At 62.3% G+C, this 23,989-nt stretch carries 24 protein-coding genes; 7 read left to right on the top strand and 17 right to left on the bottom strand.

Annotated features, from left to right (window positions below; translation table 11 throughout):
- Window positions 1–22 precede the first annotated feature (22 nt).
- The gene (locus E4656_RS09980) at window positions 23–1,084 is read left to right on the top strand and encodes a maleylacetate reductase (RefSeq protein ID WP_135483081.1); all 1,062 of its coding nucleotides are present in this window, start codon (window positions 23–25) and stop codon (window positions 1,082–1,084) included.
- Between the two features lie 14 nt (window positions 1,085–1,098).
- Here E4656_RS09980 and E4656_RS09975 read toward each other — a convergent pair whose 3' ends face one another.
- From E4656_RS09975 to E4656_RS09915, 13 genes are all read right to left on the bottom strand, one after another.
- Window positions 1,099–1,524: a RidA family protein gene (locus E4656_RS09975; protein ID WP_135483080.1), complete on the bottom strand. Its 426-nt coding sequence runs from the start codon at window positions 1,522–1,524 to the stop codon at window positions 1,099–1,101.
- A gap of 3 nt (window positions 1,525–1,527) precedes the next feature.
- A complete protein-coding gene (locus E4656_RS09970) occupies window positions 1,528–1,938 on the bottom strand; it encodes an acyl-CoA thioesterase (RefSeq protein ID WP_135483079.1) in 411 nt (136 codons plus the stop codon).
- Between the two features lie 13 nt (window positions 1,939–1,951).
- Complete coding sequence (locus E4656_RS09965) at window positions 1,952–2,644, bottom strand: ABC transporter ATP-binding protein (protein WP_240753955.1); 693 nt, start codon at window positions 2,642–2,644, stop codon at window positions 1,952–1,954.
- Entirely contained in the window at window positions 2,644–3,396 is a 753-nt protein-coding gene (locus E4656_RS09960) for an ABC transporter ATP-binding protein (protein ID WP_135483078.1), read from the bottom strand. The genes E4656_RS09965 and E4656_RS09960 overlap by 1 nt, the downstream gene beginning before the upstream one ends.
- On the bottom strand, window positions 3,389–4,426 hold the full coding sequence (locus E4656_RS09955; protein WP_135483077.1) for a branched-chain amino acid ABC transporter permease: 1,038 nt from the start codon (window positions 4,424–4,426) through the stop codon (window positions 3,389–3,391). The genes E4656_RS09960 and E4656_RS09955 overlap by 8 nt, the downstream gene beginning before the upstream one ends.
- A complete protein-coding gene (locus E4656_RS09950) occupies window positions 4,423–5,340 on the bottom strand; it encodes a branched-chain amino acid ABC transporter permease (RefSeq protein WP_135483076.1) in 918 nt (305 codons plus the stop codon). The genes E4656_RS09955 and E4656_RS09950 overlap by 4 nt, the downstream gene beginning before the upstream one ends.
- A gap of 101 nt (window positions 5,341–5,441) precedes the next feature.
- Entirely contained in the window at window positions 5,442–6,587 is a 1,146-nt protein-coding gene (locus tag E4656_RS09945) for an ABC transporter substrate-binding protein (RefSeq protein WP_135483075.1), read from the bottom strand.
- Window positions 6,588–6,654: 67 nt separating this feature from the next.
- On the bottom strand, window positions 6,655–8,268 hold the full coding sequence (locus E4656_RS09940) for a benzoate-CoA ligase family protein (RefSeq protein WP_135483074.1): 1,614 nt from the start codon (window positions 8,266–8,268) through the stop codon (window positions 6,655–6,657).
- Window positions 8,269–8,332: 64 nt separating this feature from the next.
- Window positions 8,333–9,466: an acyl-CoA dehydrogenase family protein gene (locus E4656_RS09935; RefSeq protein ID WP_135483073.1), complete on the bottom strand. Its 1,134-nt coding sequence runs from the start codon at window positions 9,464–9,466 to the stop codon at window positions 8,333–8,335.
- Window positions 9,466–10,275 (bottom strand): enoyl-CoA hydratase family protein, encoded by an 810-nt coding sequence (locus E4656_RS09930; protein ID WP_135483072.1) that lies wholly within the window; start codon window positions 10,273–10,275, stop codon window positions 9,466–9,468. The genes E4656_RS09935 and E4656_RS09930 overlap by 1 nt, the downstream gene beginning before the upstream one ends.
- Window positions 10,276–10,288: 13 nt before the next feature.
- On the bottom strand, window positions 10,289–10,756 hold the full coding sequence (locus E4656_RS09925) for a MarR family winged helix-turn-helix transcriptional regulator (protein WP_135483071.1): 468 nt from the start codon (window positions 10,754–10,756) through the stop codon (window positions 10,289–10,291).
- Window positions 10,753–11,508 carry an SDR family NAD(P)-dependent oxidoreductase gene (locus E4656_RS09920; RefSeq protein ID WP_135483070.1) on the bottom strand — a complete coding sequence of 252 codons (756 nt, stop codon included), beginning with the start codon at window positions 11,506–11,508 and terminating at the stop codon, window positions 10,753–10,755. Before E4656_RS09920 ends, E4656_RS09925 begins: the two co-directional genes overlap by 4 nt.
- 604 nt (window positions 11,509–12,112) lie before the next feature.
- The gene (locus tag E4656_RS09915) at window positions 12,113–14,392 is read right to left on the bottom strand and encodes a bifunctional salicylyl-CoA 5-hydroxylase/oxidoreductase (RefSeq protein ID WP_135483069.1); all 2,280 of its coding nucleotides are present in this window, start codon (window positions 14,390–14,392) and stop codon (window positions 12,113–12,115) included.
- A 150-nt stretch (window positions 14,393–14,542) separates the two neighbouring features.
- Between E4656_RS09915 and E4656_RS09910 the strand changes: the two genes are divergently transcribed.
- The 4 genes from E4656_RS09910 (at window position 14,543) to E4656_RS09895 (ending at window position 18,677) form a co-directional block, all read left to right on the top strand.
- On the top strand, window positions 14,543–15,313 hold the full coding sequence (locus E4656_RS09910) for an enoyl-CoA hydratase-related protein (RefSeq protein WP_135483068.1): 771 nt from the start codon (window positions 14,543–14,545) through the stop codon (window positions 15,311–15,313).
- Between the two features lie 3 nt (window positions 15,314–15,316).
- Complete coding sequence (locus tag E4656_RS09905) at window positions 15,317–16,714, top strand: 3-hydroxyacyl-CoA dehydrogenase NAD-binding domain-containing protein (RefSeq protein ID WP_135483067.1); 1,398 nt, start codon at window positions 15,317–15,319, stop codon at window positions 16,712–16,714.
- Window positions 16,715–16,717: 3 nt separating this feature from the next.
- Window positions 16,718–17,608: an alpha/beta hydrolase gene (locus E4656_RS09900; RefSeq protein ID WP_135483066.1), complete on the top strand. Its 891-nt coding sequence runs from the start codon at window positions 16,718–16,720 to the stop codon at window positions 17,606–17,608.
- 121 nt (window positions 17,609–17,729) lie between these two features.
- Complete coding sequence (locus tag E4656_RS09895) at window positions 17,730–18,677, top strand: sodium-dependent bicarbonate transport family permease (protein ID WP_135483065.1); 948 nt, start codon at window positions 17,730–17,732, stop codon at window positions 18,675–18,677.
- 31 nt (window positions 18,678–18,708) lie between these two features.
- Here E4656_RS09895 and maiA read toward each other — a convergent pair whose 3' ends face one another.
- A complete protein-coding gene (gene maiA, locus E4656_RS09890) occupies window positions 18,709–19,359 on the bottom strand; it encodes a maleylacetoacetate isomerase (RefSeq protein ID WP_135483064.1) in 651 nt (216 codons plus the stop codon).
- Window positions 19,360–19,377: 18 nt separating this feature from the next.
- Window positions 19,378–20,067: a fumarylacetoacetate hydrolase family protein gene (locus tag E4656_RS09885; RefSeq protein ID WP_135483063.1), complete on the bottom strand. Its 690-nt coding sequence runs from the start codon at window positions 20,065–20,067 to the stop codon at window positions 19,378–19,380.
- Between the two features lie 118 nt (window positions 20,068–20,185).
- Between E4656_RS09885 and E4656_RS09880 the strand changes: the two genes are divergently transcribed.
- Both E4656_RS09880 and E4656_RS09875 read left to right on the top strand, forming a co-directional pair.
- Entirely contained in the window at window positions 20,186–20,959 is a 774-nt protein-coding gene (locus E4656_RS09880; RefSeq protein ID WP_135483062.1) for a sulfite exporter TauE/SafE family protein, read from the top strand.
- A 119-nt stretch (window positions 20,960–21,078) separates the two neighbouring features.
- Window positions 21,079–21,552 (top strand): universal stress protein, encoded by a 474-nt coding sequence (locus E4656_RS09875; protein ID WP_135483061.1) that lies wholly within the window; start codon window positions 21,079–21,081, stop codon window positions 21,550–21,552.
- Between the two features lie 114 nt (window positions 21,553–21,666).
- On the opposite strand, the gene ilvN is transcribed toward E4656_RS09875, so the two are convergent.
- Both ilvN and ilvB read right to left on the bottom strand, forming a co-directional pair.
- The gene (gene ilvN, locus E4656_RS20615; protein ID WP_135483060.1) at window positions 21,667–21,951 is read right to left on the bottom strand and encodes an acetolactate synthase small subunit; all 285 of its coding nucleotides are present in this window, start codon (window positions 21,949–21,951) and stop codon (window positions 21,667–21,669) included.
- Window positions 21,952–21,954: 3 nt separating this feature from the next.
- Window positions 21,955–23,643, bottom strand: a complete 1,689-nt coding sequence (ilvB, locus tag E4656_RS09865; RefSeq protein WP_135483059.1) for an acetolactate synthase large subunit — start codon at window positions 23,641–23,643, stop codon at window positions 21,955–21,957.
- Window positions 23,644–23,989 lie beyond the last annotated feature (346 nt).

The raw sequence follows: 23,989 nt of genomic DNA, 5'->3' as shown, positions 1-23,989 counted from the left end.
ACCTGAAGCGCAGGAGTTCACCATGTTGTCCTTTGTCTACGAAGCTCTGCCCGGCCGGGTCCGTTTCGGTGCCGGCTGCATCCGATCGCTGGCAGCCGAGGCCGAGCAACTGGGGCTGCGGCGCCTGCTGGTCATCTGCACACCCAATCAGCGCCCGCTGGCCGAACAGGCTGCGGCGGTGCTGGGCTCTGCTGCGGTGGGGATATTCGATCAGGCCGCCATGCATGTACCGGCGGCAACGGCAGACGCCGCCCTGGAGGTGGTTCACCGCCAGCAGGCCGATGGCTGTGTGGCCATAGGCGGCGGTTCGACCATAGGCCTGGCCAAGGCCATCGCCCTGGACACCGGCCTGCCCAGCATTGCGGTGCCCACCACCTTTGCCGGTTCCGAGGCGACACCGATCTGGGGCCTCACACGCGACGGCGTCAAGACCACGGGGCGGGATCTGCAGGTGCTGCCCCGGGCCATCCTCTATGACCCCGAACTGAGCCGGACGCTGCCCGGCAGCATCGCGGCACCCAGTGCGCTCAATGCCATGGCGCACTGTGTCGAAGGACTCTATGCCGAGAACCGCAACCCCATCACCAGCCTGCTGGCAGTGGAGGGCACGCGAGCCCTGGCCACTCATCTGCCCAGCCTGCTGCGTGACCCGGACAACCTCGAAGCCCGAACCCAGTGCCTGTATGGCGCCTGGCTGGCCGGCGTGGTGCTGGGCAGTGTCGGCATGGCCCTGCATCACAAGCTCTGTCATACCCTGGGCGGCAGTTTCGGGCTGCCGCACGCGGAAGTACACGGTGTCATACTGCCCTACGCAACGGCCTACAACGCCAGCCATGCCCCTGAGGCCATGCAGCAGCTTGCGGCAGCGCTGGATGTCACCCCCAAGGCCGTGCCCGGCACTCTGCATGACCTGGCCGTCGATACCGGTGCGCCGACTTCTCTGGCAACACTGGGCCTGCAGGCCCGGGATCTGGAACGAGCTGCGGAGCTGGCCACCCGCAACCCCTACTACAACCCCGGGCCGGTGACCCGCGAGGGGGTGCTGGCCCTGCTGCAACAGGCCTACGAAGGCGAGCGGCCCTGAGTTCGGGCCGGCAGTCAGTCCGGAATAACGGCCGTGGCCTCGATCTCGACCTGAGCATCGTCCTCGACCAGATCGGCTACCTGTACCATGGTCATGGCCGGAAAATGCTTGCCCAGCACGGACCGATAGGCACCACCCACCTCGCGTAGACGGCGCAGGTACTCGTGCTTGTCCTTCACATACCAGGTGAGGCGCACCAGATGCTCCGGGCGGCCATCGGCCTCGGCCAGGATGGTGACGATGTTGTCCAGTGTCTGGCGGATCTGCTCCACCAGATCACGGGTTTCGAAAACCTGCTGCGCATTCCAGCCGATCTGACCGCCAATAAAGACCTGGCGTCCGCTGGCAGCGAAACCATTGGCATAGCCACTGGCCGCTTTCCAGTGACTGGGGTGCAGCAGTTGGTGCGGTGACGGCTGATGGGGTGAGGCTTCACTCATCAATCAATCCTCGAGCAATTGGGTAAACTGTTGGCGCAGATCATCCGGCCAGGCGATGGGACGGCCGGTCGTCATGTCGACATACACCAGAGTGGAACGATTGCGCAGGCGCAGTTCGCCCGCGCAATGCGCTTCTATAATCAGTTGCAGGCTGGTACGGCCGACTTCCTGCGGGGTCAGGCTGAACACCAGCACCTCACCCAGCCGGCTGGGCGCAGTGAAATCGGTCTGCAGGCTGGCAGTGGGTACACCCACGCCCAGTTGCTGGTGCATCCGGTTGAAGTCCAGCCCGATCACGTCGGAAAACCAGTCTTCCACCACCGAGTTGATCATCTCGAAATAGCGTGGAAAGAACACAATGGCCGCCGGGTCGCAGTGGGCAAAGCGCACCCGTCGACTGGCCTGAAATGTCATGGCATGGCCCTCTTCAGACACCCAGATACCGATCCCGCAGGTCGGCGCTCAGCTCCGTCGGCAAGCCGGTCCAGGCGTTTCTGCCCTTTTCCAGCACCACACACTGATCGGCCAGCGGCATCAGCTCGCGCAGCGACTTGTCGACCAGCAGGATGGACAGGCCCTGCTCCTTGAGCTCGCCGATGGCACGCCAGATTTCCTGCCGGATCACCGGTGCCAGACCCTCGGTGGCTTCATCCAGCACCAGCAGATGCGGGTTGGTCATCAGGGCCCGGCCAATGGCCAGCATCTGCTGCTCACCACCGGACAGGGTCTGCGCCGACTGTCCCCAGCGCTCTTCCAAACGCGGGAACAGACGCGCTATGCGCTGCAGATCCCAGGGCCCGGGACGAGCCGTGGCCACCAGATTCTCACGCACAGTGAGGCTGCGGAAACAGCGCCGACCTTCGGGTACCAGGCCCAGACCGAGCTGGGCAATCCGGTGCGCGCTGCGCTGGGTGATATCACGACCGCGGAAATGAATACGCCCTCTGCGCGCCGGGGTCAGGCCGAACACCGAGCGGATGGTCGTGCTCTTGCCCATGCCGTTGCGGCCCATCAGAGCCACCAGTTCGCCATGGTTGACCTGCAGGTCCACCCCGAACAGCGCCTGTGAAGGCCCGTAAAAACTTTCTATCTGCTCTACTGTCAGCAAGGCTTCCGACATCAGGTGGTCTCCTCGCCCAGATAGGCTTCTCGTACCGCAGGGTGGTTGCGGATTTCATCGGCCGTGCCCTGGGCCAGCACACCACCGGACACCAGCACGGACACCCGATCAGCCAATTGAAAGACCGCATCCATGTCGTGCTCGATCAGCAGAATGGGCACTTCATGCTTCAGTTCGGACAGCAACTTCACCATGCGGGCCGTACCCTCCGACCCCATACCGGCCATGGGTTCATCCAGCAGCAAGGCCCTGGGTTGCAGCGCCAGCGCACAGGCCATCTCGACCAGTCGCCGCTCGCCATGGGACAGTTCCGCAACCAGGGTGCCGGCACGGTCACTCAGACCCAGCCGCTCCAGAATGGTGGCAACCGGCTCCAGCAGCGAGGCATCACTGCTCACCGGTTTCCAGAAGCGGAACGAACTGCCCTGAATGGCCTGCACGGCAATCATCACATTGCGCCGTACACTGAGCTCATCGGCCAGTGACGAGATCTGGAAGCTGCGGCCCAGGCCCCGTTGCGCCCGCTCGGCGACAGTCAGGCCGGTGATATCCTCACCCTGCAGCAGAATCTCTCCGCTGTCGGGCGGCAGATTGCCGGTGATCTGGCTGATCAGCGTGGACTTGCCGGCGCCATTGGGCCCTATCAGGGCATGGATCTCGCCCGGATACAGATCCAGAGAGACGTCCCGGGTGGCCTGCAGGGCGCCGAACGCCTTGTTCAATTGTTTGACCTGCAACAGGGGTTCAGACATCTTTCGACCTCCCGGCAAGAAAGCCCATCAGACCGCCGCGCGCGAACAGCACCACGCCCAGCAACACCAGACCGAGCCAGAACTGCCAGTACTGGGTCACCCCGCCCAGCCAGGTTTCCATCAGCACGAACAGTATGGCCCCGGCCAGCGGTCCGTAGAGACGTCCGACACCGCCCAGAATCACAATCACGATCAGTTCACCGGAAAAGTGCCAGCTCAGCATGTTGGTGCCGACAAAACGATTCAGGTCGGCATAGAGGGCACCGGCCAGACCGGCGATCATGGCACTGATAACAAAGGCCATCAGCTTGACCGGTCTGGGGTCGATACCGGCCGTGGCCAGCCGCACCGGATTCAGATGCGCCATGGTCAGCGCGGCGCCGAAGCGCGAGCCCATCAGGCGCTGGCTCAGCCACAGACTGATCAGCAGCAATATGGCCGCGATAAAGAAGAAGGTCAGGTTGTGGTTGGTATCCACCAGCGGCAGTTCATTGCGCAGATAGATGGGCAGCCCATCCTCGCCGCCATAGGCGGGCCAGGAGTTGGCGAAGTAGTACATCATCTGCGCAAAGGCCAGCGTGATCATGATGAAGTAGACACCCGAGGTGCCCAGCGAGATCTTACCGATGACCAGCCCCAGCAGGCCGGATACCAGCAGTGTCACCAGCCAGATGCTCAGCATCTGCGTCGACCCCTCGGGCATGAAACCGATACCCAGTACCGGGGTCATGTTGAAGGCATGATAGGCGCTGATGCCGGCCACATAGCCGCCCAGACCAAAGAAGGCGGCATGACCGAAGCTGACCATGCCGCCGAAGCCGAGCGCCAGGTTCAGACCCACGGCGGCCATGGCAATGATGGCGATACGCGAGGCCAGATTGACGTAGAAGCGCTCGCCCAGAAAGTGCGCCAGCATGGCGGCCCCGACCAGCCCGACCACGAGCAGCACATTGATCCAGTGCTCCCGGGACTGTGGTACCAGACCGGCCGCCAGCGCCTGCGGATTGAATCTGTTCTGTAATGAAGTCATTTTGATCCGAAAAGCCCGTGTGGTCTGAATGCAAGAATGGTCGCCATCATGATGTAGATCAGCATGGAGGAGACCGCCGAACCAATGCTCATGGCCTGTGACGCCGGCATGAAGCTGACCAGGGTCAGCGGCATGAAGATGCGTCCCAGGGTGTCGACCAGCCCGACCAGCAGCGCCCCGACAAGGGCGCCCTTGATGGAGCCGATGCCACCGATGACGATCACCACGAAGGCCATGATCAGTACCGGCTCACCCATGCCGACGCGCACCGACTGCAGCGCGCCTATGGTCGAACCGGCCAGGCCAGCCAGACCGGCGCCCAGCGCAAACACCAGGGTATACAGGGTCTTGATATCCACTCCGAGCGCACCGATCATCTCGCGATCGTTCTCACCGGCCCGGATACGCATCCCGAGGCGCGTCTTGCTGATCAGCAGATAGAGCCCGATCGCCACCAGTACCCCCATGCCGATAATGGCCAGGCGATATCTGGAATAGCTGATATCAAAGGGCAGGCTGACTGACCCGCGCAGTTCCTGCGGCACGCTGAGAAACAGCGGCGAGGAGCCGAAGATCATGTAGGTGCCTTCGGAAAAGATCAGGATCAGCGCAAAGGTAGCCAGTACCTGATCCAGATGCCCCCGATCATAGAGCCGGCGCATGATGACAAACTCGACAATGACGCCAATGGCCGCAGCAGCCAGCACCCCAACCAACAACCCCAGCCAGAAGTTGCCGGTAGTGGCGGTAACAGTGGCGGTCACAAAGGCACCAGCCATGTAGAAGGAGCCATGGGCCAGATTGATCAGCCCCATGACCCCGAACACCAGCGTCAGACCGCTGGCCATCAGAAACAGCATGGTGCCGAGCTGGAGACCATTCAGTATCTGCTCAACTATGAGTGCGACAGTCACAACGGTATTCCTGCCTGTAGCCTGGGCCGATCGGGCCGGTTACCCGATCGGCATGAATAATGGGCAGGCCCGAAGGGCCTGCCTGCCAGAGGTACCCTGGATCAGAGACCGCAGTCAGCGCCGTAGACATCCTGGTGGTCTTCCATGGCCACACCGATCAGTTGGTTGGTAAACCCGCCGTCACCGTTGGCCACGATTTCACGCACATAGATGTCCTGGATCGGGTGCTGATTGCTGGCAAAGCGAAACTCACCACGGGTAGAGGCAAAATCAGCGGCGCGCAGTGCTTCGCGAAAGGCATCAGGATCATCTTCCGGATGCGCCACTTCCAGGGCCGACAGCAGCAGTTTGGCAGTGTCATAACCCTGGGAGGCATACAGCGTCGGAGTGCGCCCGTGTTCCGCACGGAAGGCTTCGACGAAGGCACGGTTGGTGTCATTGTCCAGGTCATGCGCCCACTGCGAGGTGTTGATCACACCTTCAGCGGCCTCGCCCAGAGCACCTACAATGACCTCGTCAAACGAGAACGCCGGTCCGAATACCGGAATATCCGTACCCGAGTTGGCATACTGGTTCATGAAGGAGATACCCATGCCACCCGGCAGGAAGTAGAACACGCTGTCCGCCCCGCTGGCGCGGATCTGACTGATTTCGGCGGCATAGTCTTCCTGACCCAACTGGGTATAGATCTCGTTGGCCAGCTCACCGTCATAGTAACGCTTGAAGCCGGACAGGGCGTCGGTACCTGCCGGATAGTTGGGCGCCAGAATGAAGGGATTCTCATAGCCCTGGTCGCGCACATACTGGCCCATGGCCTCATGCAGTGCGTCATTCTGCCAGGCCACGTTGAAGTAGTTCTCGTGACACATGCGGCCGGCCAGATCGGACGGGCCGGCATTGGGTGACAGGTAGAACATGCCCTGGCGGGTAACCGACGGCACCACGGCCATGGCCAGATTGGACCAGATCAGGCCGGTCATCACATGCACGTTTTCCCGGTCCATCATTTCACTGGCCAGGCTGTTGGCCAGGTCCGGCCGCTGCGCATCATCACGAATGATGACATTCACATCCGAGTTGCCGGACTGCTCAATGGCCAGCATGAAGCCGTCCCGAACGTCGACACCCAGGTGAGCACCACCGCCGGACAGCGTGGTGATCATGCCCACGCGCACCTCGTTCGCCTGTGCCACGGTCATGGTCGCGGCCATGGCCAGACCAAGACCCAGTTTGATTGATTGTTTCATCGTTACACCCCCCAAGGTGTTGTTATTGTTGTTGCACATTGGTGTCACTGGAACTGCTCGTGACCCGTCATTCCCGCAACCGGAAACGCTGTACCTTGCCGGTCGCCGTTTTCGGCAGTGCTTCGATAAAGTGAACCGCGCGCGGGTACTTGTAGGGCGCGATCCGACTCTTGACGTGGTCCTGCAACTCCTTGACCAGAGCGTCGGTCGGCTCGATGCCCTCACTGAGCACCACATGTGCCGCCACAATCTGCCCCCGATCTTCATCCGGCTCACCCACTACAGCACATTCCAGTACCTTGTCGTGGGCCAGCAGGCAGGCTTCCACCTCCGGCCCAGCGATGTTGTAACCGGACGAGACAATCATGTCGTCATTGCGTGCGGCAAAATGGAAATAGCCATCTTCATCCTGCCAGAAGGCGTCGCCGGTGATGTTCCAGCCGTCCTGCACATAGTTGCGCTGACGGTCATCGGCCATGTAGCGACAGCCGGTGGGTCCGCGTACGGCCAGTCGGCCGACTTCGCCACGCGGCAGTTCCTGCATATTAGCGTCTACCACCCTTGCCTGATAGCCCGTGACGGGTTTTCCCGTACAGGCCGGGCGGGCGTCATCGAGCCGGTTGGAGATGAAGATGTGCAGCATCTCGGTGGAGCCAATGCCATCCAGCAGGGTCTTGCCGGTCTTTTCCATCCATTCGTGGAATATGGGTTCCGGCAGGGTCTCCCCGGCCGAAACCGCACAGCGCAGGCTGGACAGGTCCGAGCCCTCTTCCATCGCTTTCAGCATGACGCGATAGGCAGTGGGCGCGGTAAAGGAGATGGTGGCCCTGTAGGTCTCGATAATCTCAATCATATTGGGCGGCGAGGCCTTTTCCAGCAGCGTGGCACAGGCACCGAAGCGCAACGGGAAGATGGCCAGCCCGCCCAGACCAAAGGTAAACGCCAATGGCGGCGAACCGACAAAGACATCGTCCGGCGTGACCTGCAGCACCTCCCTGGCATAGCTATCAGCGATGATCAGCAGGTCGCGGTGATAATGCATGGTGGCCTTGGGCTCACCCGTGGTGCCGGAGGTGAACCCCAGTAGCGCCACATCATCCTGCCGCGTCGGTACAGCGTCGAAGTGCACCGGTTTGTCTAGAGCGGCCCGGTCCAGTTCGGCATCGTGATTGGCCGTACCGTCAAAGCCGATGACATGGCGCAGATACTGGTTGCCCTGCTGCGCCGTCTCCAGCTCTTCCAGCAGTCGGGTATCACAGAGCGCATGGCTGACCTGCGCCTTGTCGATGATCTTGCTCAGTTCACCGGCGCGCAGCATGGGCATGGTATTCACCACCACGGCACCCGCCTTGGTCGCGGCCAGCCAGCAGGCCACCAGCGCCGGGTTGTTGGCAGAGCGGATCAGTACCCGGTTACCCGGCTTGACGCCATAGTCTTCCACCAGCGCATGGGCCAGGCGGTTGGTCCAGTCGGCCAGTTCCTTGTAGGTACGCCGGCGGCCATTACCGATCAGCGCCGTGCGATCACCATGGCCCTGCTCGACCAGCCGGTCGGTCAGTTCCACGCCCGCATTCAGTCTGTCCGGATAATCGAATCCAGCGAGCAGAAATTCCGGCTGCTGCTCGACAGGCGGCAGGTTGTCGCGCACAAAGGTGTCGACATGTGCTGTAGTTCCCGACATGGCCCAGGCCTCCGTCAGTCATTGTTGTATTTGTTGTTGTGCCCGTCGCAGTCCGGCTCGGCAATCAGCCGGTCAGCACGCTGCGGGCGATAATCACTTTCTGCACGTCTGTGGCACCTTCATAGATGCGCAGTGCCCGAATCTCCTGATACAGCCCAGCCACCACATGGCCGTCGCGCACACCGTCGCCGCCGTGCAGCTGTACTGCCTTGTCGATGATCTGCTGCGCCTGTTCGGTGGCCTGCAGCTTGGCCATGGCCGCTTCGCGGCTCACCCGTTCGGCCCCCTGATCCTTGGTCCAGGCGGCGCGGTAGACCAGCAGCGCACTGCTGTCGATGCCGAGTGCCATGTCGGCAACATGACCCTGCACCATCTGCAAATCAGACAGGTGCCCGCCGAACAGCTGGCGGCTCTGGGTGCGCGCGGCAGTTTCATCCAACGCCCGCCGGGCCATGCCCAGCGCCGCCGCACCGACCGTGGCGCGGAACACATCCAGTACCGCCATGGCGATGCGGAAGCCCTGGCCGGGCTGGCCGATCAGGTTGCTCTTGGGCACACGCAACTGGTTGAATCCCAGCCGCGCCAGCGGATGCGGCGCTATGGTGTGCAGCCGCTCACGGATCTCCAGACCCGGCCGGTCGGCCTCGACAATAAAGGCCGACAGCCCTTTTGCGCCCGCTGCCTCGCCGGTGCGAGCAAAGACGATATAGAGGTCGGCAATGCCGCCATTGGATATCCAGGTCTTCTCACCATTCAATACATAGTCATCGCCGTCGGGTTCGGCGGTGGTGGTCAGATTGGCCACATCGGAGCCGGAGTCCGGCTCGGTCAGCGCAAAGGCGGAGATGGCCTCACCGGCTCGGGTGCTGTCCAGCCACTGCTTCTGCTGGTCATTGCCAAACAGACTGATGGCGCCGGTGCCCAGCCCCTGCATGGCAAACGCAAAGTCGGCCAGGGCATGGTGGCGCGCCAGCGTTTCCCGGCACAGGCACAGAGTACGCACATCGAGCGCATCGCCGGCCGTGTGCTGCAGCCAGCCGTCACGGCCCAGACGCTTTACCAGATCCCGGCAGTGGGCGTCCACGTCCGTGGGATGGGCGTCACTCAGTTCGCGCTCGCACCAGGCATCGAGTTCGTCCGCCAGTTTCTTGTGATGAGGCTCGAAAAAAGGCCAGTCGAGAAAGCTGCGATCGCTCATCAGTCGCCTCCGAATTCGGGTTTCTGCTTGTTGACGAAGGCGTTGTAGGCACGTTCGAAGTCGCGCGTCTGCATGCAGATGGCCTGCGCCTGCGCTTCGGATTCGATGGCCTGTTCCAGGCTCATGGACCATTCCTGATTGAGCTGGGTCTTGGTCATGCCATGGGCAAAGGTCGGGCCTTTACACAGGCGCTGCGCCAGCACCACGGCTTCGCTCTCCAGTTCTTCGGCACTGCACAGGCGGTTGAAGAAGCCCCAGCGCTCGCCCTCTTCCGCCGTCATCGAGCGGCCGGTGTAGAGCATTTCGGCGGCCCGGCCCTGCCCGATGATGCGCGGCAGCATGGCGCAGGCGCCCATGTCGCAGCCGGCCAGACCGACGCGGGTGAACAGGAAGGCCGTCTTGGCTTCCGGAGTCGCCAAGCGCATATCGGAGGCCATGGCAATGATGGCCCCGGCGCCCACACAGATGCCGTCGACCGCGGCAATGACCGGGCGACCGCAATTCAGCATGGCCTTGATCAGGTCGCCGGTCATGCGGGTGAAGGCCAGCAGTTCCTTCATGTCCATGCCGACCAGAGGGCCGATAATCTCGTGTACGTCACCACCGGAGGAGAAATTGCCGCCATTGGCCGCGAACACCACCGCATCCACGTCCTCGGCATAGGCCAGGTCACGGAAGGTATTGCGCAGCTCGGCATAGCTGTCGAAGGTCAGCGGGTTTTTCCGTTCCGGGCGGTCGAGCTGGATGATCGCCACCCGGCCGTCCATGCGCCAGCGAAAGTGTTCAGGTTTGAGGTCTGCCATCTTCATTGCGGGTGCTCCGTTATCCGTGTTCGCCGTGGGCCACCGGCAGGTGGTCCAGCAGCTCGATCAGTTCATGGGCCTTGTCAACGCTGAACTCGCTGAACAGTTCGTCGACCCAGTGTTCGTGCGCCTCGGCCATGACCGCAAAGGTGCGCTGGCCGGCTTCGGTCAGCCTGACCCGGGTGGCACGGCGGTCGCCTTCGATGGCGATACGGGTCACCCAGCCGTCCTCCACCAGGCGGCTGACAATGCCGGTGACATTGCCGTTGGAGACCTTGAGTGACTGCGACAGCTCGTTCATTTTCAGGCCATCCGGATTGCGCGCCAACGCGGCCATGACGTCAAACCTTGGCAGGGTGCTGTCAAACTCGGTGCGCAGCCGCTCGCGCAATTCGGCCTCCACCTGCCGGGTGGTGCGCAGCAGGCGCAGCCAGAGACGCAGGCGCTCCTTGCTCGGGGTCATCAGCTTCTCGGCCGGCGCGGTCATACTTCACCTCCGGCAATGGCCAGCGCCTGGCCGTTGATGGCACTGGCGCCGGGGCTGGCAGCCCAGAGCGCGGTGGCAACGACTTCTTCGGTGGTCACCAGACGCCCCTGCGGGTTGCGCCTGGCCAGCAGGGCATAGGCTTTTTCGCGCGAGCGGCCGGTCTTGTCCATGATGGTCTGCAGGCTGTCTTCCAGCAGCGGGGTGTCGGTAAAACCGGGGCACAGGGCATTGACGGTAATGCCCTTGTCGCCAATCTCCAGCGCCAGCGAGCGCACCAGGCCAATAACGCCGTGCTTGGCCGCGCAATAGGGCGCCACATAAGGATAGCCCTTGAGGCCGGCCGTGGAGGCCACGGCGAGCAGCCGGCCGCCGGCCTGCACGCGGGCGAGGCCGGCCTGCAGAGTCAGAAAGACCCCGCTCAGGTTGACGGCGAGCATGCTCTGCCAGTCTTCGAAGCTGGTCTTGTGCACCGGGGCGCTGTGGGCGGCGCCGGCGTTGGCGATGACGACATCGACGGTGTTCAGGTCGGCAAACAGGGTGTCCATGGCCTCGGGGCGCGTGACATCCACCTCGCGTGCCTCGATGCCGCTCTGCCGCGCGCAGACGGCATGCAGTCGGTCACTGTTGCGTCCGCCGATGATCACTCGCGCCCCGGCACCGGCGAACGCCACCGCCAGTTCGGCGCCTATGCCCGAACCGCCGCCGGTGATTACCACCGTCTTGCCGCTGTAGTCCCACTGTGTGTCGTTCATTCCTTCCTCAATGTTGGTTGTTCGTGCCCGCAGACCCTATTTGCCCGCAGGCGCCAATCGGACCGTCGCCACGCTCGGGTACATGCCTGTGAGACACGCAAAAACTCATATCAGGCCCGTCCCTGGGCCTGACCCTCCGGGCTCGCTTCGCTCGTGCAAAAACGCTCCCGGCGTTTTTGTCCCTGACAGCTCGGTTGCGGCCATCCCTGGCCGCAAACGGTCTCACAGTGCATGTACCCGGCAGGCAACTCCAACCGTGCCACCTGACCCATCTGTAGCGAGCGACGCGAGTCGCGATGAGCGGTGCAGCCGCCTTACACAGGGGCCCTGTGGCCCCAATCGGCACTTGCGTGCCTCGCTACATGTTTTTCCATTTCGCCATCGGAACCATGGCACAACAGGTGCGGCCGCCGCGCGGCGGTACCCTGATCCGCAGACCGTCTGCGCACATGGATGTGCGCAGTCGAGCTGTCATGGATGACGTTTTTTGCGTGTCTGCGGTCAGGGTACCCCGCAGAAGGCGGCATGCACGGGCGACGGCCCGACGAAGGGGGTCCAATACAGCCCATGCGTGGCCAAGGGCCACAGCCTACAGGGAGAGTCATCAGATCAACCCCTCCTCGCGCTCGGCGAGGCGCAGCAACTGGTCGCGGCCGGCGAGATAGGGCAGCGGCCAGTTCTGTTCCTGGTTGCCGATCTTCGCCGCCGCATGCAGCGTCCAGTAGGGGTCGGCCAGATGCGGCCGCGCCAGGCAGACCAGATCCGCCCGCCCCGCCATCAGAATCGAATTCACATGATCCGGATCATAGATATTGCCCACCGCCATGGTCGGAATGCCCGCCTCCTGCCGGATGCGATCCGCAAATGGTGTCTGAAACATGCGGCCATAAACTGGCTGCGCCTGCTTTGACGTCTGCCCCGCCGATACATCCACGATATCCACATCGGCCGCCTTAAGCAGGCGCGCAACGGCCACCGCATCCTCCGGCGTGATGCCATCGTCGCCCACCCAGTCATGCGCCGATATACGCACCGACAGGGGCTTGTGTGCCGGCCAGACCGCGCGCACCGCCCGTATCACTTCCAAGGGGTAGCGCATGCGATTGTCCAGGCTGCCGCCGTACTCGTCGGTGCGCCTGTTGGTCAGCGGCGTAATGAAGCTCGACAGCAAATAACCGTGGGCACAATGGAGTTCCAGCATGTCGAAGTCGGCCTGCTCTGCCAGCTGCGCTGCCTGCACGAATTCTGCCCTGACCTGATCCATGTCGGCCCGGGTCATGGCTCTGGGTACCTGATTGTCGGGCGACCAGGGCACCTCGGAAGCCGCTATGACGGGCCAGTTGCCCTCCGGCAGCGGAGCATCCATGGTCTCCCAGCCTAGCTGGGTCGAACCTTTCGGCCCGGAATGACCGAGCTGCATGCACAGCTTCGCATCGGTTTCCGCGTGCACGAATTCGACCAGCCGCTGCCAGGCCTGGCGCTGCGCGTCGGAACACAGGCAGGGGCAGCCGGGCGTGATGCGGCCTTCGGCGCTGACGCAGGTCATCTCGGTATAGACCAGTCCGGCGCCGCCCTTGGCGCGCTCGGCATAGTGCACAAAGTGCCAGTCGGTCGGCATGCCGTCGACCGCCTTGTACTGGGCCATGGGCGACACCACGACGCGGTTTTTCAGTGTCATGTCACGCAGTTTCCAGGGGGCGAACATGGGCGCCGCGCTGCTGCCCGGATTACCCGCCTGCCGCTGGAACCACTGCTCGGCACTGCTCAGCCATTCCGGGTCGCGCAGGCGCAGGTTTTCGTGACTGATGCGCTGCGAACGGGTCAGCAGCGCATAGTTGAACTGCACCGGGTCCAGATCCAGATAGCGCTCGATCTGTTCGAACCATTCGGTGGAGTTGCGTGCCGCCGACTGCAGACGCAGGACCTGCAGGCGACGCTCTTCTTCGTAACGCCTGAAGGCCTCGGTCAGTGAAGACTCACTTTCCACATAGTCGGCCAGCGCTATGGCGCTTTCCAGCGCCAGCTTGGTGCCGGAGCCGATGGAGAAATGAGCGGTCGCGGCGGCATCCCCCATCAGCACGATGTTCCTGTAGCTCCAGCGTTTGCACAGCACACGCGGGAAATTGATCCAGGCCGAACCGCGGATATGCCGCGCATTGGTCATCAGCGCGTGGCCGCCCAGATGATCGGCAAAGATACGTTCGCAGGTGGCAATGGATTCATCCTGGGTCATGTCGCCGAAGCCGAAGCGGTCCCAGGTCTCCTGCGAACATTCAACGATGAAGGTCGCCGTGTCGTCATCGAACTGGTAGGCGTGGGCCCAGACCCAGCCGTGCTCGGTGCGCTCGAAGATAAAGGTGAAGGCGTCGTCGAATTTCTGGTGCGTGCCCAGCCAGACAAACTTGCAGGCGCGCACATCGATATCGGGCTCGAAATGCTCCTCAAACTGGGTACGTGTGCGGGAGTTGATGCCGTCACAGGCAATCACCAGATCATAGTGCTCGGCATAATAGCCAGCATCCTCGACTTCCTGTTCGAAGCAGAGTTCGATCCCCAATTCCCGTGCCCGCTCCTGCAGCAGCACCAGCAACTGGCGGCGGCCAATGCCGCAAAAACCATGGCCGGTGGATACGGTGCGCACACCCTCGTGCACCACCGCGATGTCGTCCCAGTAGGCAAAATGTGCCCGGATGCGCTCGGCGCTGACCGGATCATTTTCGGCCAGATTGTCCAGTGTTTCATCCGACAGCACCACACCCCAGCCAAACGTATCGTTAGATCGGTTGCGCTCGATCACTGTAATGCCATGATCCGGGTTGCGCAGCTTGGCGCTGATGGCAAAGTAGAGCCCGGCAGGGCCGCCCCCGAGACAAACGATCTTCATTATTCTTGTCCTGTGTCTGCGATTTGGGACCTGTGTCATCCAATGTAGCCCCGACTTTTATATATTTCAAGCCTAAACTTTCATGCTTGAAATAATAACCATGGCGGCATAATCTGGACACACAATAGCCACAGCACCTCGGGGACGCCCATGAGTGAATGCCTGCTGACCGAACACCGCGGCCCGGTAAAGATCCTGACCCTGCACCGGCCCGATGCCCGCAATGCCCTCAACACCGAACTGCTGGCAGCACTGGCCGAAGCCTGCCGCGATGCCGACGACGACCCCGCCACAAGGGTGCTGCTGATTCAGGGCAGTGGTGAGCATTTCGCTGCTGGCGCCGATATCAATGAAATCGCCGACAAGACCCCAATAGACGGGCTGACTGACCCGCGCCGCCAGTACTGGCAGTCGCTGCAGTCGCTGCGCAAGCCGGTAATCGCTGCAGTCGAGGGCTACTGCCTGGGGGGAGGCTGCGAGCTGGCCCTGAGTGCGGACCTGCTGGTGGTGGCCGATGACGCCAGGCTGGGACAGCCGGAAATCCGCCTCGGGCTGATCCCCGGAGCCGGCGGCCTGCAGCGCCTGGCCGCCACCATAGGCCGAGCGCGCGCCATGCGTTTGGGCCTGACCGGCGAACAGATCACCGGCCAGCAGGCCTTCGACTGGGGACTGGCCAGTCACCTGAGTGCGCCCGGCCAGGCAGGTGCGGAAGCCATGGTGCTGGCGGAAAAACTGGCACGCGGCGCGCCACTGGCGCAGCAACTGGCCAAGGCCGCAGTGCTCAGTGCGACCGACGACCTGCATGTCCGGGGCCGCCAGCACAGCCGTTCGCATTTTGAACAACTGCTCGGCAGCGCCGACAAGGCGGAAGGCATCGCCGCCTTTCGCGACCAGCGCAAACCCGATTTCAGAGGGCAATAAGCCATGTCAGACCGAAATTCCGCGCCATCCCCGCCAGCAGTGATCAGTGTGCTGGGCGCCGGCGTCATGGGTCAGGGCATTGCTCAGCTCTGCGCCCAGTCCGGCTGCCGGACGCTGCTGTATGATGTGTCGTCCGAAGTCAGTCACAAGGCACTGCAGAACATCGAAAAATCCCTGCAACTACGCGTCGACCGGGGCCGGCTGTCGGCATCCGAGGCGACTGATACGCTGCGCCGGCTGGAAATAGTGAGCACTCTGGCGGCACTCGCCGAATCCGATCTGGTGGTAGAAGCCGTGGTCGAAGACCTGGCCATCAAGCACCAATTGATCCGGGAACTGGAACAACACTGCCGCCCGGACACCCTGCTGTGCACCAACACCTCATCGCTGTCTGTGACCGACATTGCTGCAGTGGCGCAGCATCCGGAGCGCGTTGCGGGGCTGCATTTCTTCAACCCGGCACCGGTGATGAAGCTGATCGAAGTCATCCAGGCACCGCAGACCTCCGAGGCCGTAATCGAGCAGCTCTGCCAACTGGCTCGTGATCTGGGCAAGATCCCCGTCGTGGCAAAGGACAGCCCGGCCTTCGTCGTCAACCGCTGCGCCCGACCCTTCTACAGCGAGCCCCTGGTCATGCTGGCCGAAGGGCTGGCCGACATGGCCACGCTGGATCAGGCCATTCAGGACAACGCCGGCACCCCGCTGGGACCCTTCGAGCTGATGGACCTGGTTGGCCTGGACATCAACCTCAAGGCCACCACCACGGTCTGGGCCGCCTTTGCTCATCATCCGCGCTTTGCGCCCTCGCCCGCGGTGCATGATCGGGTGGCGCAGGGACAACTGGGGCGCAAGACCGGCCGGGGGTTTTATGACTATTCCGCCGACAGAGCAAGCAGGCAGCAGACGGACAGCCCGCCGGCCGTCGCCAACGCGCGGGCACTGGCCGATCAACTGGCGACCCGTCAGCCATTCAGGGTGGCTGTCAGCGATGGTCGTCTGGCCCGGGAGGCGGCGAACAATGCACCCCTGCTGTGGCTGGACCAGAATCTGGTGAGCTGGCAGCGGCACCCGGTCACCCTGGCCTGCACGCACTCGGGCCTTGGTGCTGCCGAGCTGGAACAGGCCTGTGCCGAGGCGGCGGCACGGGGCGTGCATCTGGTGCCGATAGCAGACCGACCCGGCCTGATCGCGCAGCGCCTTGCGGTCATGCTGGAGCAGGAAGCCAGCCGCGTGGTCGAGGAGGGTGTGGCGCCGGCACAGGACATCGACACGGCGCTGCGCTATGGTCTGAACTTCCGTGCCGGCCCGTTTACACTGAATGCCGACATTGACGACACCTGCGCCGAGCACATTCTGGAGCGCCTGCGAGCCGATGACGACACCGGGCGTTATGAGGACTGAACCATGCATATTGCCGAATATCCGCTGTATCGGGATTTCACTACACAGGAGGCCATTGATGCCGCCTACAACCCCTCGCACGGCCGCAGTGACAGCGCCGCCATTCTGCAGGCGTTCACGAACCGCAGTGCACAGGCACGCGCACAGTTGGAATGCCGGCCGGATCTGAAATTCGGCCCTACAGTCGATGAAACCCTGGATTTCTTCCCTGCCGAGGGTCAGCACTCGGATTCACGGCCGCTGCATGTCTTTATTCACGGTGGCTACTGGCGCTCATTGAGCAGCAAGGATTTTTCCTACATGGCCCAGGGGCTGGCACAGGCCGGCGTCAATGTCGCCGTGATCAACTATGCGCTGTGCCCCAAGGTCACTCTGGGTGAAATTGTCCGCCAGTGCCGTGCGGCCCTGGCCTGGCTGTATCAATCAGCGCCCGAACTGGGCTTTGACCGGCGCAATATCACCGTGTCCGGCCATTCGGCCGGCGGCCACCTGCTCGGCATGCTGCTGGCCACCGACTGGGCAGCCGACTATGCACTGCCCGCCGATCTGATCCGCGGCGGAATCGCCATCAGCGGCCTGTTCGATCTGGGACCCTTTCCCTGGTCCTGGCTGCAGCCCAAGCTGCAACTGACCGGGCGCGACGTGCGGGAACTCAGCCCGCTGTTCCAGCCAGTGCAGGTCAACTGCCCGGTGCTGGCCGCAGTCGGGGAGCAGGAATCCGACGAGTTTCATCGCCAATCACAGGCCTGGGTCGAACATCTGGTGGCCGCCTTCCCAGAGCAATCCATCGAGTACCTGAGCGTGCCGGCGCGGGATCACTTCAGCATTATCGACGATCTGGCCGCCGGCGAGGGGCCGCTGATGGCCGCTGTCAGGCGACAAATCGGAGGCTGACACGCTGCAGCGTGCTGTGACGCTGCAGATACATGGTGCGAACAGGGTTTATTACCCGGTGGCATGCGCTATCCTGTGCTGAACAACCCCACTACGCACTGGCTGGAGGCAGTACCCCAAAATGCCCGATATCGTCACCATGTTCTTTGTGCTCGGCGTCCTGGCCGGACTGGTCCGGTCGGATCTGGAAGTGCCCAGAGCAGCCTATGATGTGCTCAGCCTGCTGTTGATGCTGACCATCGGTCTGAAAGGCGGTATCGCGCTGCACGGCAACCTGGTGCCGGAACTGGTCATTCGGCTGCTGGCCGTGATGACGCTGGGCTTTCTGATCCCGCTGGTGCTCTACCCCGTGATGCGTCGTCTGGTCGGGCTGAATATCGCCGACAGCGCCAGTTTCATTGCGCACTATGGCTCGGTCAGTGCCGGTACCTTTGCGGTGGCACTGGCCTATACCCAGACCCATGCGCTGGCTACCGGCGGCGAGGTCACCCTGTATCTGGTATTACTCGAGCTGCCAGCCATTCTGACCGGCATGGTGCTGTACGCCCTGTTCAGCCGTGGCGCTCGCTCCACGGAGCAACACAGTATCGGCACCATAGTGGCCGAATCCTTTACCAATCGCAGCGTGATCCTGCTGGTCGGCGGGGTCATCATCGGCTGGATGTACGGCCCGCAGCAGGGGCAGGAGGTCACCGGCCTGCTGATGGGCGCCTTTACCGTGGTACTGGCTCTGTTTCTGCTCGACATGGGACTCACAGCAGCAGAAGCCCTGCGCAGCGTGCGGCGGCGGCACTGGCGGGTACTTACCTTTGCCCTGCTGGCACCGATGGTACTGGCCTGGCCGGGCCTGCTGCTGGGCCTGCTGCTGGACCTGCCGATCGGCTCGACGCTGATTCTGGCCAGCCTGACCGCCAGTGCTTCCTATATTGCCGCGCCCGTTGCCGTGCGCGGCGCCATTCCGGAGGCGGACTCCGGCATGGCCATGCTGGCCGCCCTGGGAGTGACCTTCCCCTTCAATGTGCTGGTCGGCATTCCGCTCTATGCCGCCTGGCTGCAATGGCTACTCTGACGGCACACCGACGGGTGACACGCCCGGTCACTCACTCCGCATCGGGCTGATGCTGGGGCAGCGCACGCTCGATCGCCGGCACTTCCAGGCAGGCATCGGCAATGCGCTGCAGCGTCGGGTAGGCGGCCATGGGTACATCAAAGCGCCGGTTGTTGATGATCTGGCTGACCAGGGCCAGATCGGCCATGGTGATCTCATCGCCATGACAGAACCGACCGGTCTGGTCGCTGTGCGCCAGCATCTGCTCCAGCGGCCGGAACGTCTCGGCCACCCAGTAGCGAAACCAGGCGGCGGTGGCTTCGTCATCAGCCCCGAAGCGGGTCCCGATCGCTTTCAGCACCCGCATGTTGTTCAGCGGGTGAATATCGCAGCAGATCATCTGCGTCAGGCTGCGTACACGGGCACGGCCTCCCGCATCCGCCGGCAGCAGCGGGGGCTGTGGCACCACTTCATCCAGAAACTCCATGATGGCCATGGACTGCGGGATGACCTGACCATCGGTCCAGACCAGTGCCGGCACCAGCCCCTGGGGATTGACCTTCAGGTAGGCCTCGTCCTTCTGTTCTCCCTTGCGCAGATGATGGGTGACCTGATCGTACTCTATACCCTTCAGATTCAGCGCCATGCGGGTGCGGATCGAGGTCGAGCTGCGAAAATAGCCGTGCAGGATGGGGCGGGTCATTGGATGTTCCTTGTTGGTTCAGGCGATGGTTACGGACAATTCGGCAATGCCGTCAATGCCCGCGTCTACACGGTCACCCGCATTGATTGCTCCGACGCCGGCCGGGGTGCCGGTAAAGATCAGATCACCCGGTTGCAGCCGCACCGACTGGCTGCACAGGGCGATGACTTCATCCAGCTTCCAGATCAGTTCATCCAGATTGCCTTCCTGACGCAGCTCGCCATTCACCTGCAGCCAGATACGCCCCGAATCCAGCGCTGGCAGCTCGGCCAGGGGCCGCAGCGGGGCACAGGGGGCCGCGGCGTCGAACGACTTGCCCCAGTCCCAGGGCCGACCGAGGTTCTTGGCTTCGGCCTGCAGGTCACGTCGGGTCAGATCCAGCCCGACCGTGGCGCCCCATACATGCGACATGGCCTCGGCGGCAGGAATATCTGCACCACCCTGGCCAATGGCCAGCACCAGTTCCACCTCATGGTGCAGATCCCCGGTCAGGGGCGGATAGGGCAGCGTGCCCTGTGCCGGGACCACGGCATCTGCCGGCTTGCAGAAGAAAAAGGGCGGTTCGCGCTCCGGGTCCTTGCCCATCTCGAGGGCGTGCGCGGCGTAGTTGCGGCCCACGCAGAACACGCGCCGCAGCGGAAAGGTGGCGGTCTGCCCGGCCACAGTCAGTTCCGGCCGGGGCGGAGGCGGGATCACATGATCAGTCATTGGCAGGTCTCTCTGTCTCTGATGGCTCTGCGCCGGAGTATAACGGAAACAGCGGCGGGACGCCGACTGCCGCAGGGTTGCACCGGGCCCGAAAAACAGGAATGCTGTGCAGCCCCGAATGTCCTTTATCAGGGAACCCATGCCCGAATTGTCGCCGCTCCTGCTTCTGTTGATTGGTCTGATCTTTGTGCTGGCCGGCATGATCAAGGGACTGGCCGGTTTCGGCATGCCGCTGATTGCCATCCCTGCCCTGACCCTGCTGACCGGCGCCCCGGTCACTCTGGCCATGGGTTGGGCCATCGTATCGCTGGTGCTGACCAACCTGGCACAGGCCTTTACCGCCCGTGCGCATGCACGCGAAGCGCTGCGGGTCTGGCCATTGCTGGTGGGGTTGTTCGGTGCCCTGGCCATCAGCGTACCCATGCTGGCCCGCATGGACCCCGGCTCACTGTCGATGGTGGTGGGTGCCATGATCCTGCTGGTGGTGGCCAGTCAGCTGCTGCGCCCCTGGCAGATCAGCCAGCGCTGGCAGACACCGGTATTGGGCGTGGCCGGAGTGATCAGTGGTACCGTGGGTGGTCTGACGTCCTTTTTCGGGTTTCCCGCCATTCAGGCTCTGATTGCGACCGGCATCAGCAGCGGCGGTTTCATCTTTACTGTCAGTATCATGTTCTTTGTCGGCACCGCCATCATCGGCGTGGCGCTGACCACCTATGGCCTGATGGGCCCGGCGGATCTGCTGCTGTCAGCGGCCTGCCTGCCCCCGGCGCTGCTGGGCCTGAAGATGGGCCAGGCGGTGCGGGAAAGGGTCTCGGTACCCACCTTTCAGCGCATTCTCAAGATCATGCTGGTCGCGACCGGCACCAGCATGATCGTCAATGGCCTGTTCTGAAAACGCCTGGTCAGGCCCGTCAGCCTTGCAATTGATCTGGATCAACTCATACCCGCGCCATTACACTAGACTGAAGAGGTAGTCCTTCCATTTCACTCTTCCTGTTCAGGAGGTCCGACATGACTGCCACTGCCCCCAAAACTCTGCTGGTACCCGTCGACGGGTCCGAAGGCGCAATCAAGGCGCTGCGCTTTGCGGTCGGCCTGGGCAAGGCCACCGGCGCTGCCGTCGACATGCTGTATGCCTTTCCGCGCAATGCCTATGAGCTGTTCGGCACCCCGGCCGAGTACGCTACCCAGGAACACCTCAGGTACATGGATCCGGAAGCCTTTGGCAAGCTGCGCGATGACAACGCCAAAAAGGTCTTTGCAGCCATGCGCAAGGCACTGGGCGATGATGCCAGCGGCATACGTGATCAGATACTGCTCGAGGGCGACCCTGGCGAGGCCGTGATCAAGCATGCCGACGCGGCGGACGCACCCATGATCATTGTTGGCAGTCGCGGCATATCACGCGTGCGCGGTTTGCTGATCGGCAGTGTCAGCCAGCGCCTGGCAGAACATGCTCACTGTCCGGTCACCGTGGTCCGTTAGATTGACGCGCACCGCCGCACCCATTTTGCGGCTCCCTGCACCGACCAGACCGGGTTGGCTGTTGAAGCACCCGACCCCGTCGACCCGGTCTGGATGCAGGGCCTGCTGGCCCCCTTACCCCTGAAAAAGAGAACGGAGTTTATTGAACACGCAGGGGTCCGTCTCATACCGACTGACTCGTACCACATCCTCCAGTTTGTCTATCTGTCTTACTACCTGCTCCAGGCGACAGTCCTTTGTCACCTGCAGCCAGATGCGACTCTGTTCGCCGTCCCTCTGTGGCAGACAAAGAATACCTTCGACATTGAAAGAACGGCGTGCGAACAAACCACAGATGTGGGACATCACACCCGGATGGCTCTGCACGGTTAGCTCCAGAATTACATATTCCTGTTGCATGGCTTATGCTCCCAGCATCTCAGTGTTAGCCGCGCCCGGCGGAACCATCGGGAATACCTTCTCCTTTGTATCGATGCGCGCATGAATCAAACACGGGCCCGAGCGCTGCATCGCAGCCTCCAGCGCCGCCCGCGGATCATCGGCCGCGTTCAGATCGCAGGTATCCATTCCGAACGCTGTTGCTATGCTGATAAAATCCGTCTGCTTTCGATAGGTTGACTCATAAAGGTTCCGCTTGAAGAACAGACTCTGCTGCTGATGCACCAATCCCAGTGATTGGTTATTCATCAGAATAATCTTCACGTCGAGTCCATTTTCGACGAGCGTCGCCATTTCCTGGATATTCATCATGAGGCTGCCATCACCGGAGAAGCAGATCACTTTGCGCCTTGGCTCGGCAAGCGCCGCTCCGATCGCAGCGGGCAGGCCAAAGCCCATAGTGCCGAGACCTCCTGAAGTCAGCCATTGGCGAGGCCGGTTGAGCGGATATTCCTGGGCCACCCACATCTGGTGCTGTCCCACATCTGTGGTGATGATCACGTCATCGTCGACGCACTCAGCGATGGCACGGATCAATCCATAATGGCACAGGGGGCTGCCGATACCCGGTCTCTCAGGTGGGAACTTTTTCTGGAAATCGGCCACCAGGAAGCACCAATCCGCTCGTTCAGTCGCATCAACTCGCGGTATCAGTTGGGAAAGTGCTTCATCCACGTCGCCCTGGATCGCCACGTGCGGCTGCTTGATCTTACCGAGCTCCGCGCCATCAATATCAATGTGGACAATTTTTGCATTGGGACAGAATTGCTCCGCTTTGCCCGTTGCCCGGTCGTCAAATCGTGCCCCAAGCACTACCAACAAGTCAGACTCGTGCAGAATGAAGTTGGTGCTGCGCGCGCCGTGCATGCCTAGCATGCCCAATGACAGTGGGTGTTTGGCGGGCAAAAGACCCAGCCCCATTAACGTCATGGTGGTGGGTAGGCCGGCTTTCTCTGCGAGTGCCATAGCCTGCTCAGCAGCATTGATCGCCCCGCCTCCCAGGTAAAGCACCGGGCGCTTTGCCCGATTAATCATCTCCGCCGCCTCGTCCACACGATGGAGGCTGAAAGCGGGTGCCGGGGCCTGGCCACCTGGCTCTGGTAAGGTTTCAACATCGATTTCGGCGCTTTGTATATCCTTCGGGATATCAATCCACACCGGCCCCGGGCGCCCGGATTGTGCGATGCGAAACGCATCGGTAATCACCGTCGCCAGTGTTTTGATGTCACGCACCAGGTAATTGTGCTTGGTGACAGGAATAGAGATCCCGTAAGTGTCAACCTCCTGGAATGCATCTGAACCCATCATCGTCACCGGCACCTGACCGGTAATGCATACCAATGGAATGGAGTCCAGGCGGGCATCCGCGATCGCGGTTACCAGGTTGGTGGAACCGGGGCCACTGCAGGCAATGCACACCGCCGGCCTGCCGAGGACACGGGCCATGCCCTGGGCGATGAACCCGGCGCCCTGCTCGTGGCGTGCCAGAACATGGCGAATCTGAGAGCTCTGACTCAACGCATCATAGAGCGGCAACACAGTACCGCCAGGAATACCAGTGACGGTGGTAACGCCCTGACGTTCCAGTAGATGCACAATCAATTGCGCGCCAGTCATTCGTCGCGTTTGGGGTAATGTATTCTCTGTCGCCATGCTCCAGTCCTTGTGTCTGTTCGAGCCGGCGGCAATTTGGACGGAGCAAAAAACAAAAAACCCCGTCCGGTTTGCGCCGGCGGGGTTTTGGAAAATTATGCGTTGATCCGGACCCTACGGCGCCTTGCCTACGATCACCACCACACGCACCACTACCGCGTCCAGCGCGGCATTCAGTGGGTTCGTCAAAAGCAGTGGAGCGATCATGCGGGGTTCGCCTTCGATCAACGATTAGAATTTACGCACTGGAGAATAGCAAGGCCAGGCTCTGGAACGCAAGTCAGGTCCGGCAGGCTTGCCTGCAAAAGTCATCACCTTGCCTGATCCGGCCAAAAAGTTTCCTATT

The organism is Natronospirillum operosum, from assembly GCF_004768465.1.
Lineage (GTDB): Bacteria > Pseudomonadota > Gammaproteobacteria > Pseudomonadales > Natronospirillaceae > Natronospirillum > Natronospirillum operosum.
Note: the sequence above shows the minus strand (reverse complement) of the source record. Positions and strands in the feature narration are given on the sequence as shown.